The organism is Actinomycetota bacterium, assembly GCA_036280995.1.
Lineage (GTDB): Bacteria > Actinomycetota > CALGFH01 > CALGFH01 > CALGFH01 > CALGFH01.
In genome coordinates this window covers 1-10,973 of the sequence record DASUPQ010000144.1, presented here as the reverse complement: position 1 = coordinate 10,973, position 10,973 = coordinate 1, and the positions used below count along the sequence as shown (strand labels likewise).

Annotated in this window: 11 protein-coding genes; 3 read left to right on the top strand and 8 right to left on the bottom strand. The window is 71.3% G+C overall.

Features of this window, described 5'->3' with window-relative positions; all coding sequences use genetic code 11:
- Window positions 1-30 precede the first annotated feature (30 nt).
- The 8 genes from dnaB to VF468_04535 all read right to left on the bottom strand — a co-directional run bounded on the left by dnaB (window position 31) and on the right by VF468_04535 (window position 8,508).
- Entirely contained in the window at window positions 31-2,766 is a 2,736-nt protein-coding gene (gene dnaB, locus VF468_04570) for a replicative DNA helicase (protein ID HEX5877589.1), read from the bottom strand.
- 30 nt (window positions 2,767-2,796) lie between these two features.
- Complete coding sequence (rplI, locus tag VF468_04565) at window positions 2,797-3,243, bottom strand: 50S ribosomal protein L9 (protein ID HEX5877588.1); 447 nt, start codon at window positions 3,241-3,243, stop codon at window positions 2,797-2,799.
- A 14-nt stretch (window positions 3,244-3,257) separates the two neighbouring features.
- Window positions 3,258-3,491, bottom strand: coding sequence for a 30S ribosomal protein S18 (rpsR, locus tag VF468_04560; protein ID HEX5877587.1), 234 nt, complete (start codon window positions 3,489-3,491; stop codon window positions 3,258-3,260).
- A gap of 32 nt (window positions 3,492-3,523) precedes the next feature.
- Window positions 3,524-3,973 carry a single-stranded DNA-binding protein gene (gene ssb, locus VF468_04555; protein HEX5877586.1) on the bottom strand — a complete coding sequence of 150 codons (450 nt, stop codon included), beginning with the start codon at window positions 3,971-3,973 and terminating at the stop codon, window positions 3,524-3,526.
- A 119-nt stretch (window positions 3,974-4,092) separates the two neighbouring features.
- A complete protein-coding gene (gene rpsF, locus VF468_04550; GenBank protein ID HEX5877585.1) occupies window positions 4,093-4,383 on the bottom strand; it encodes a 30S ribosomal protein S6 in 291 nt (96 codons plus the stop codon).
- Between the two features lie 156 nt (window positions 4,384-4,539).
- The gene (locus tag VF468_04545; protein HEX5877584.1) at window positions 4,540-5,910 is read right to left on the bottom strand and encodes a hypothetical protein; all 1,371 of its coding nucleotides are present in this window, start codon (window positions 5,908-5,910) and stop codon (window positions 4,540-4,542) included.
- A 14-nt stretch (window positions 5,911-5,924) separates the two neighbouring features.
- On the bottom strand, window positions 5,925-8,108 hold the full coding sequence (locus VF468_04540; protein ID HEX5877583.1) for a transglycosylase domain-containing protein: 2,184 nt from the start codon (window positions 8,106-8,108) through the stop codon (window positions 5,925-5,927).
- Window positions 8,109-8,148: 40 nt separating this feature from the next.
- Complete coding sequence (locus VF468_04535; GenBank protein HEX5877582.1) at window positions 8,149-8,508, bottom strand: DUF5318 family protein; 360 nt, start codon at window positions 8,506-8,508, stop codon at window positions 8,149-8,151.
- 136 nt (window positions 8,509-8,644) lie between these two features.
- Here VF468_04535 and VF468_04530 point away from each other — a divergent pair, with 136 nt between their 5' ends.
- The 3 genes from VF468_04530 to VF468_04520 all read left to right on the top strand — a co-directional run.
- Window positions 8,645-9,277 (top strand): PadR family transcriptional regulator, encoded by a 633-nt coding sequence (locus VF468_04530; protein HEX5877581.1) that lies wholly within the window; start codon window positions 8,645-8,647, stop codon window positions 9,275-9,277.
- 32 nt (window positions 9,278-9,309) lie between these two features.
- Window positions 9,310-10,386 (top strand): inositol-3-phosphate synthase, encoded by a 1,077-nt coding sequence (locus VF468_04525; GenBank protein HEX5877580.1) that lies wholly within the window; start codon window positions 9,310-9,312, stop codon window positions 10,384-10,386.
- A gap of 21 nt (window positions 10,387-10,407) precedes the next feature.
- Window positions 10,408-10,973: alpha-amylase family glycosyl hydrolase (locus VF468_04520; GenBank protein ID HEX5877579.1), on the top strand; the 566-nt coding region annotated here is incomplete at its 3' end.

Below are 10,973 nucleotides of genomic sequence, written 5' to 3'. Positions count from 1 at the left end.
TCCTCGGCATCCCGCGCGACACCTGTCGGCCTAGAGGCTCCGGGCCGCCATGGGGGCGAACCGCGAGTACTGCCCCTGGAACGTGACCGTCACGGTGTCGGTGGGGCCGTTGCGGTGCTTGGCCAGGATGAAGTCGGCCTCCCCCTTGCGGGCGGACTCGGGGTCGTAGAGCTCGTCCCGGTAGATGAACAGGACCACGTCCGAGTCCTGCTCCAGGGCGCCCGACTCGCGCAGGTCGGACAGCATCGGCCGGCGGTCGGAGCGTGCCTCGGGCTGCCGCGACAGCTGGGAGATGGCGATCACGGGAACGCCCAGCTCCTTGGCCAGGAGCTTCAGCGAGCGGGAGATCTCGCTGACCTCCTGCTGGCGGTTCTCGAACCGCCTGCTCGGCTGCATCAGCTGCAGGTAGTCGACCACCACCAGTCCCAGGCCGTGCCGCTGCTTGAGCCGCCGGCACTTGGCCCGGATCTCCATCATGGTCGTCCCCGGCGAGTCGTCGATGAACAGCGGCGCGTCCGCCAGCTTCCCCAGCGACCTGGTCAGCCGGGTCCAGTCCGACTCCTCCATCCGCCCCGTCCGCAGCCGCTGCATGTCCACCGTGCACTCGGCGCACATCAGCCGCTGCACCAGCTCCGTCTTGCTCATCTCCAGCGAGAACACCACCGTCGGCACTCCCGCCCGCACCGCCGCATGCCGGGCGATGTCCAGGCCCATGGTGGAGTTGTGGACGACGATGTCGTTGGCGACGAAGTTGTGGCTGCCGTCGATCGTCAGGTCGTAGACCTGGTCCACGCCGTCCGGCTCGACCCGCAGCACCTCGTCCCACAGCACCTCGGAGTCGGCGAGCTGCCGGAGGCGCTCGGAGTCGAGCGCCTTGGCGAGCCGCAGGAGCCGCTCGCGGCCGATGTCCTCCTTGCCGACATGCCAGTCGTGGTTCCGGGGGAGGCCGCAGCGCGCGCTGACCTCGGCCCACGGGAGTACGCCCTTCTCCTCCAGGACGAGCCTCCAGGCCGCCCGTGGGACGGTGTCGGTGTTGGCGATCCCGGCCCGGACACCGATGGCGTCGAGTACGGCCTGGACCTGGCGCTCCTTGGAGAAGATGCCGATCTCGCGGCAGAAGCGCTCGACCTGGTGGGCGTGGCGCATCACGACGTGCCAGGCCCAGCGGACCTCGCCCTGGTAGGTCACCTTCCTGCGCCGGAGGAACGCGCACAGCCCCAGCCGGAGCAGCAGGTGCTGGACGCCACGGGCCAGCTCCTGGCTGATGCTGCAGTAGCCGATCTCCGCCTTGACCGACGCCCGCCGCGAAGGGCTGCGCCGCCGGTAGCGGGCGATGCCGGCCCAGCCGTCGGTGGCGTACAGCCGCGACAGGAACAGGCGGACCTGACGGTCCGGCAGCCGGAAGTACGCCGCCGGGATGTGCTTGCCGGCGCTGCCGACCCCCATGAGGCCCATGGCGGCCAGGTGCTGGGTCAGCGGGTTCGGCCGGCCACGGACCGTGGCGAAGCTCAGGGCGGTGCTGTGGCGATGGAAGTCCCCGCCGGGACGCTGGTGGCATGCCTCGTCGGCCCAGTCGTCGAGCCGGCGGCGACGGAACGCCACCTCGACGGCGTGCACCCCAGCGCGCCCGGCCCAGGCCGACGCGTCTGCACGGACGGCCGGATCGCAGGCCGTGAGCCGCGGCGTGCCCCCGGTCAGTGATCCGTCGCCGATCAGGTAGGCCGTGAGGGCGACGAGCTCGTCCGGCAGCTCCGACGCCGTCGGGGCGCACTCCAGCCGGCGCGGGACCGCGATCCGCGCCCCGCGATGGAGCTCGGCGAGCGGGACCCAGCCCTCCAGGGTGCGGAACGGGTGGTTGCCGGTCGCGCGGATCGTCCGTCCGGACCGGGTGGTGAGCCGTAGCACCGGCTTGACCCCGTTGTCGAGGAACGCACTCGGCCGCACGGTATGGAGCCGCCAGTCGCCACCCAGAGTGTGCAGGCGGAGGTCCTCGCCGGCTCTGCCGCGGCGGACGAACTCGCCGATGGTCATGCGGGCCCCGGTGGTGGCCTCGGTGACCAGCGTGTCCTGCGCCACGCACTTCCCCACAGCCGGTCTTGCCGCGACGATCACCAGGTTGGCGGGCTGGAGGCCGGAGGTGAGGCGGTCGAGGTCGGGGAAGCCGGTGGGGACGCCGGTGATCTCGCGGTGGTCTTCGTGGAGGCGCTCGATGGCTTCGAGGGTGCCGGTGAGGACGTCGCGGAGGGAGTGGTAGTCCTCGGTGACCCGGCCCTGGGCGACCTGGTAGACGAGGGACTCGGCGATGTCGACGGCGCGCTCGGTGTCCTGAGGGGTCTCGAAGCCCAGCTGGACGATCTGGGTGCCGACGTCGATGAGGCGGCGGAGGACGCCGGCCTCCTTGACGATGCGGGCGTAGTAGGTGGCGTTGGCGGCGGTGGGGACGCTGGCCACCAGGGTGTGGAGGAACGGGGCGCCGCCGATGTCGGCCAGGGCGCCGTTGCGGCGCAGCTCCTCCTGGACGGTGATGGCGTCGACGGCGTCGCCGTGGCCGTACAGCTCCAGGATGGAGCGGAACACCGTGCGGTGGGCCGGGCGGTAGAAGTCGTCCTCGCGCAGCAGCTCGAGGACCTCGGCGATGGCGTCCTTGGAGAGCAGCATCGAGCCGAGGACCGACTCCTCGGCCTCGACGTTGTGGGGTGGGACGCGCTCGTAGGCTGGGGAAGCGCTGGCCCGCGAGCCGCCCTCGGGGACGGGGCGGATGGCCATTGCCGTTCTCCTTGCTCGCTGCTCCCCCTCCTAGCCGGGCACGACCTCCACGTTCACGGTCGCCTCGACCTCGGGGTGGAGCCGGATGGTGAGGCGGTGGGTACCGAGGGACTTGATGGGGGCGTCCAGGTGGATGCGGCGGCGGTCGATGGCGGTGCCGCCGGTGCGCTCGACCGCCTCGGCGACCTGCGGGGTCGTGATCGACCCGAACAGGCGCCCCTCCTTGCCGGCCTTGGCCGGGATCGTCACCTTGAGCGCCTCGAGGTGACCGGCGATGGAGCGGGCCTGCTCGAGGTCGGCGATCTCGCGCTCGATCCGCCGGGCGCGGATCCCCTCGGCCTGGCGGATCGCGCCCGGGGTGGCCAGGCGGGCCAGGTTGCGGGGCAGCAGGTAGTTGCGGCCGTACCCGGCCGAGACGTCGACGATGTCGCCGGGCGCCCCGACCCCGCGAACCTCCTGGTTCAGGATGACCTTCATGTCACGGCTCCTTGCTACCGGACCGAGTACGGGAGCAGGGCCATCTCCCGGGCGTTCTTGACGGCGGCGGCGACGTCGCGCTGGTGCTGGGCGCAGTTGCCGGTGACCCGGCGGGCGCGGATCTTGCCCCGGTCGCTCATGAACTTGCGCAGCAGGTTGACGTCCTTGTAGTCGATGTAGTCCTGCTTCTCGGCGCAGAACTGGCAGAACTTGCGCTTGGGCTTGCGCTGGAAGGTGCTCTTGGGCATGCAGGTGCTGCCTTTCGGGGTTGTCGCCGCTCCTAGAACGGCGGCTCGTCGTTGAACTGGCCACCCTTGCTCGCCCCGGCCGCGCTGCCCGCCCAGTCGCCGCCGCCGCCGCCCGAGCCGCCCCGGCTGGAGCGCTCGACCTTGGCGGTGGCGAACTTGAGGCTGGGGCCGATCTCGTCGGCCTCGACCTCGGTGACGGAGCGCTTCTCGCCCTCGGGGGTCTCCCAGGAGCGGGTCCGGAGCCGGCCGACCACGATGCACCGGGCGCCCTTCTGCAGGGTCTCGGCCACGTTCTCGGCCTGCTGGCGCCAGACGTTGATCCGGAAGAACGAGGTCTCCCCGTCCTTCCAGGAGTCGCCCTCGCGGACGCGGGGGGTCACGGCCAGCCGGAAGTTGGCCACGGCCGCCCCGTTGGGGGTGAAGCGGAGCTCGGGGTCGTCGGTCAGGTTGCCGACGAGCATCACTTGGTTGTCGTTTGCCACTTGTGCTGTACCACCTCTCGCATCCCGCGCCGGCGCTCGGCCGGGCACGAACCAGTACAACGGCCCCGGCCGAAGACCGCTCAGGTCGAGGTCGAGGCCAGCGGGGAAGGAGACGCCGGTCAGGCGGCCTGGGGCCGGATGACCTTGTGCCGGATCACATTGTCGGCCAGGAAGAGCACCCGCGACAGCTCGTCGACCGTCTCGGGCTCCGCCTCGAGGTCGACGACCGTGTAGTAGCCCTCTTCGAGGTGCCGGATCTCGTAGGCGAACCGGCGCTTGCCCCAGTGGTCGATGTTGCCGACCGTGCCGCCACGACTGGTGACGGTGGCCAGGAACCGATCCACCGCCGCCTTGGCGTCCTTGTCCTCCAGGCTGGGGTCGAGGATCAGCATGACTTCGTAGTGACGCATGTCACCTCCTCTGGACTGAGCGGCCCCCGTAGCGGGAGCAGGAGTGTGAAGCCGGCCGAGGGTAGCAGGCGCGCCGCCCGCGTCGCCAGCCGCCGGCTCCGGTCGGGGTCTCGAAGGTCCCAGCCATGGGCCAAGTCTCCCATCCGGTCCCGACAGTCACCCGGCGGTATCCACAGCCCCCCCACGGCCAGCCGACGTGCGGAGGAAGGCCTGCACGACCAGGGCGCAGGCCACCACCAGCAGCAGGTTGCGCAGGGTCAGCAGCCCGATGTCCAGGGGGTAGAGGCGGCGCAGCTGGGTGTAGCGGAACGGGAAGATGACCTGGCTGACCAGGGCGGCCGCGACCAGCGACCAGAGCGCCCGCCGGCCGGCGAGGACCAGGGCCAGCCCGACCATCGGGGCGCACAGCCAGACCAGGTACTGGGGCGACAGCACCCTGGTGGGCAGGACGAAGGCGAAGGTCCCGAGGGTGAAGACGCCGGCCCAGTCGGCCGGGCCGAGCCCGCCCCTGGCCAGGGCGCGCCGCCAGACCAGCCAGGCCGCGGCGCCCAGGGCGGCCACGGTGGCCGCCCCCGACAGCGCCTTGGCGACCCCGGAGACGCTGGAGTCGAGGTCGTAGGCGCCGAAGCTGTAGACGGTGGTGGCGGGCAGGCCGAACAGGTGGGCGAGGTCGATCAGGTTGGCCCACAGGCTCTCGATCTGGACCCCGCGCTGCACGTGGTAGAGGACCGAGTCGGCGGTGCCCCGGAACGACAGGGCGAGCGCGGGCAGCACGGTGAGGCCGAACCCGGCCAGGAACGGCGGCACCGTCCGCACCAGCGAGCGCCGCCACCCGAGCGCCGGCACCATCCCCAGGACCAGCAACGGGGCCAGCACCCCGGGGAAGATCTTGGCCGCGGTGCCGTAGCCGAGGGCGGCCGCCGCCCAGCCGAACCGGCCCTCGGCGGCCATGGCCGCCGCCAGCAGCACGCAGACGGCCGGCACCAGGTCGAAGCGGAGCAGCAGCAGCGGCCCAACGGCCACCATGGCCAGCACGTAGGCCAGGGGGATGCGGCGCCGGCCGGCGTCCACGACCCGGCCCAGGCGGGTCGCCGCCCACAGCCCGACGGCGTCGACCAGCAGCATCTCGCAGGCGAAGGCAAGCCGGTAGCCGGCCCCGGTGCCGACCACCAGGGCGGGCAGGATGGTGAAGGGCACGCTGCCCGGCGGGTACTCGGTGGCGACGTCACGGTAGGGCAGCTCTCCCTGGAACATGCGCTCCACCTTGGCCCCGTAGAAGCGGACGTCGCCGAACAGGGCGGCCGAGTACAGGCGCGGGTTGAGGGAGATGGCCAGGAGGACCGCCCGCGTGAGCAGCCACAGCCCGACCACCAGCAGGTCGACGGTGCCGCCTCGGGCGTCCTCCCGTCCCCTGGCCCGGGCCCATGCCGGGCCACGCCGGATGCCGTCCGCCGCCTGTTCAGGGGTCCCGGTGCGGGCCCAGGTCGGGCCGTGCCGGATCCCGCCCGCCGCGGTCGCGGCCCGCATGCCCCCTGGCCCGCCTAGGCTCGGAAGGTCGACTCGGGCACCTGCCCGGGCTGCGACGTCGGGGTGACCGGCAGCGACGGGACGGGGCCCGGCCGGGTGGGCTGCGGCAAGGTCGGCTGGGGGCCGGGCTGGCCGGGCTGGGTCGGTGGCGGCGGCACCGTGGTCGGCGGGGCCGTGGTGGTGGTGTTCAGCACGCGGCCGCCGATCTCGGCCGGGGGCTCGAACGGGAGGCTGGGCCGGTCGCTCGTGGCCAGGTCCATGTAGTCATGCCAGATCTGGGCCGGCAGCGACCCGCCGGACACGCCCCCGGGGTACCCGGGGACGTCGACCAGCTTGTGCTTCTGGTCGTCGTAGCCGACCCAGACCGAGGTGACCAGGTCGGTGGTGTAGCCGACGAACCGGGCGTCGGCGTAGTTGCTGGTCGTGCCCGTCTTGCCGGCCACCTCGCGGCCGGGCAGCCGGGCCGCGCTGCCGGTGCCGTTCTCGACCGCGCCCTTCAGGACCATGTTCATGATGTCGGCGTGCACGCGGCTGAGCACCTGGGCGCCCTGCTGCCTGCCGTGCTCCTCCAGCACCCGGCCCCTGAAGTCGACCACCTTCTCGACCAGGTGCGGGGCATGGTGGATGCCGCGGTTGGCCCAGGTGCCGAAGGCCGAGGCGAGCTGGAGGGTGGTCACGTCCCCGGAGCCGAGGGACAGGGCGAGGACCGGCTTGAGCACGGGCGCGTCCTCCAGCGGTCGCGGGTCCCGGCCGGGCTCGCCCGGGCCGCCGAGCTCGGCCGTCAGGCCGTGCGCCTTGGCCAGCTTGGCCACCCGGTCGGACTGCACCATCTGCATGAGCTGCACGTAGATGGTGTTGACGGACAGCCTGGTGGCGTCCCGCAGGGTCAGCTGGCCGTAGTTGGTGTCGCCGTAGTTCTCGAACTTCTCGCCATCGACGATCAGCTCCGCCGGGCCGGGGAACACCTCATTGACCGAGATGCCGTCGGCCAGCGCCTGGGCGAGCACGAACGGCTTCATGGTCGAGCCGGCCTGGCGGATCGAGTTGGTGGCGTAGTTGAACTGGCGGCCCTTGAAGTTGCGGCCGCCGTACATGGCCCGCACCGCCCCGTTCCGGGGGTCGATCGAGACCAGCGCCGCCTTGGGGTTGGTCTTCGGGTCGTCCAGGATCCTCGTGACCGTGGCTTCGGCCAGGTCCTGCATCTCCGTGTCGAGGGTGGTCCGGACCCGCAGCCCGCCCAGGTTGACGGCCTCGGCGCCGTAGCGGGCGACCAGGTACTGGCGGACCTTCTCCAGGAAGAACGGGGCGTCGGAGTTGACGATCCCGCCGCGCGTGGCCTTCCAGGAGATCCCGGGCTTGGTGGCGATGGCGGCCCGCCCGTCCTTGGCCGTCAGCCAGCCGCGGTCGACCATCGCCTGGAGGATGTAGTCGCGCCGCGCCTTGGCCGAGGCCTGGTGCTCCTTCTTGCCGTAGAACTCGGGGCTGCGGATCACCCCCGCGAGCAGGGCCGACTGGGCCGCGTCGAGGCCCCCGACCTTCTTCTCGAAGTAGGTGCGGGCGGCGGCGTCGATGCCGTAGGCGCCCCGGCCGAAGTAGACCGTGTTCAGATAGAACTCGAGGATCTTGTCCTTGGAGAACTTGCGCTCCAGCTTGACCGCGAGCACGGCCTCCTTGAGCTTGCGGAACAGGGTCCGGTCGCGGCCCACGCCGGGGAAGGCGTTCTTCACGTACTGCTGGGTGATGGTGGAGCCGCCCTCGGAGATGCGCCGGCGCAGCAGGTTGGCCGCGCTCGCCCTGGCCAGCCCGCGCCAGGAGATGGCCCCGTGCTCGTAGAAGTCGCGGTCCTCGGCGGCCAGCACCGCCCGGCGGGTGTGCTCGGGGATCTTCGCCAGGAGGACGACCCGGCGGTTCTCCTGGGCCGAGAGGGTGCCGATCTCCTTCTTGCCGGACTCGTCGAGGAACACGATCGTCTGGGCGGTCGGCACCTCCTCGGGCAAGGGCACCCGGGCGAAGGCGTAGATCAGCCCGACGACGGTGCCGGCGGCCACGGCCACGGCCGGCACGGCCAGCCACAGCGTCCAGCGCAGGATCCGGCGGAAGCGGGAGCGGTTGGGGGGTGCCTGCTTGCGCTCCCTGCCCTGCGGCTTGGCCTGCTGGTGCCTGGCGGCCCGTGTGGGGGTGATCGGGGGTGCTGCCATAGCGCGAGAAGATTACTCCAACCGTTGGCCGGAAGCCGATTCAGCCGACGTGGCGGCGGCCCAGCAGGTACCGCTGGGCGAGATGGTTCCAGTAGCAGGCGGTGCAGACCTCGACCACGTAGCAGGCCACCTCGTCCATGGAGCGGTGCAGGTCGGCGAGGCCGGTGCGGGGCCAGACACGGCCGTTGGCCTGGCGCAGGGCGTCACCGAACACGTAGGTGACGTGGACCAGCGGCTCGGAGGCGCAGACCGGGCAGGGCGCCTGGACCTGCTCGCCGACGTTGCGGGCGGCCCGCAGCAGCTCGGGGTGGGCGTCGCAGACGTCGTCGCGCGACAGGCGGCCGCCGCGGAGCTCGGTGAGCTTCGCCCGCTTGGCCAGGGTGTAGTCGACTAGCCGCATCTCGGCGCCAGTGTACCCGGCCATTGCAGGTCCGACGGGGTGGGATGACGGCCCTACCACGCGAGTTGACATACTCGCGTTGGCGTACCTATCGTGTCGATACATCGAACCGATATATTGGGTTCGACCCGCAGTAGTGAACCACAAGCAAGAGGGGACGTGCTTCGTGCTCGAGCTGGCCGTGCTGGGGCTGCTCAAGGAGGCACCGATGTCTGGCTACGAGCTGAAGAAGCAGCTCTCGGTCAAGCTCGGGGCCTTCTGGCGAGTCAGCTACGGCTCCCTGTATCCCTGCCTCAAGCGGCTGGCCGCCGACGGGGCCCTCGACGTCGAGGTCGCGCCGTTCACCTCGCGCAAGAAGCACGTGTACCGGTTGACCGACCAGGGCAACCGGCTGTTCCACCAGCTCCTGGAGTCGGCCGACGGCCACGAGCTGGAGCAGGACCGGTTCTCCATGCGACTGGCCTTCTTCCGCTACCTGCGGCCGGAGGCCCGCCTCTACCAGCTCGAGCGGCGGCGCGGCTACCTCCAGGAGCGGCTGGCCGACCTGCGCGCCTCGGTGCGGACAGCCCGCGAGCGCATGGACGCCTACACCATCGAGCTGATGGACCACGGGCTGGACGAGCGCGAGCGCGAGATCGCCTGGCTCGACCGCCTGATCGCCCGCGAGCGTCGCTCCACCGAGGACGCCGCCGAGCAGGACCCCGCTGGGCCCCCGGCCCAGCTTCCCCAGTCCCCGCGCGACCCCCGCCTGCCCGCACAGACCGGGTAGGCCGCGCCGTCTCAGGAGGAGACCAGACACCGATGGGAAAGCTACGCGTCGCGATCGTCGGCGTGGGCAACTGCGCATCGTCACTGGTGCAGGGCGTGCAGTTCTACGCCGCGGCCGAGCCCGGTGACCACGTCCCCGGTCTGATGCACGTCGAGCTCGGTGGCTACCACGTCCGCGACATCGAGTTCGTGGCCGCCTTCGACGTCGACGCCAAGAAGGTCGGGCGCGACCTCTCCGAGGCCATCCGTTCCGGCGAGAACAACACCATCCAGTTCGCCGACGTGCCCCCTCTCGGGGTCGAGGTGCAGCGCGGGCCGACCCTGGACGGGCTCGGCCACTACTACGCCGAGACCATCCAGGAGGCCGACTCGGCCCCGGTCGACGTGGCCGTCGCCCTGGCCGCCTCCGGCGCCGACGTGCTCGTCTGCTACCTGCCGGTCGGCTCCGAGGACGCCGCCCGCTTCTACGCCGACCAGGCCCTCAAGGCCGGCGTGGCCTTCGTCAACTGCCTGCCGGTGTTCATCGCCGGGCGGCCCGAGTGGGCCGAGCGCTTCACCAAGGCCGGGGTGCCGATCATCGGCGACGACATCAAGTCGCAGGTCGGGGCCACCATCGTCCACCGGGTGCTGAGCCGGCTGATGGAGGACCGCGGCATCCACATCGACCGCACCTACCAGCTGAACTTCGGCGGCAACATGGACTTCATGAACATGCTGGAGCGCAGCCGGCTGGAGTCCAAGAAGATCTCCAAGACCCAGGCCGTGACCTCCCAGGTCGACCACGACCTGGGCAAGCGCAACGTCCACGTCGGGCCCAGCGACTACGTGCCCTGGCTTGACGACCGCAAGTGGTGCTACATCCGGGTCGAGGGCCGCGCCTTCGGCGACGTGCCCATCAACCTGGAGCTCAAGCTGGAGGTCTGGGACTCCCCCAACTCGGCCGGCGTGGTCATCGACGCCGTCCGCTGCGCCAAGCTCGCCCTCGACCGCGGCATCGGCGGGCCGCTGCTCGGCCCCGCCGCCTACTTCATGAAGTCGCCGCCGGTGCAGTACACCGACGACGAGGCCCGCCGCATGGTCGAGGAGTTCGCAGCGCGGTCTGAGCACTGAGAGACCAGGGAACCGGCTGGCGTGGGAACAGGCGACTGGTGGCGGCGCGGGGTCATCTACCAGATCTACCCCCGCAGCTTCGCCGACGCGAACGGTGACGGGGTGGGCGACCTGGCCGGGATCACGGCCAGGCTCGACCATTTGAACGACGGCACCCCGGACTCGCTCGGGGTCGACGCCATCTGGCTGTCGCCGTTCTACCCGTCGCCCATGGCCGACTTCGGCTACGACGTCGCCGACTACACCGACGTCGACCCGGTGTTCGGCACCCTCGGCGACTTCGACCGGCTGGTCGCCGAGGCCCACGCCCGCGGCATCCGGGTGGTGGTCGACCTGGTGCCCAACCACACCTCCGACCGCCACCCCTGGTTCCTGGAGTCGCGCTCGTCCCGGGACAACCCCAAGCGCGACTGGTACGTCTGGGCCGACTCCCGGCCGGACGGCTCGCCGCCCAACAACTGGATGAGCTCGTTCCCGCGGGCGGGGAAGGCCTGGACCTTCGACGAGCGCACCGGCCAGTGGTACCTGCACTCGTTCATGCCCCAGCAGCCCGACCTCAACTGGTGGAATCCGGAGGTCCGGGAGGC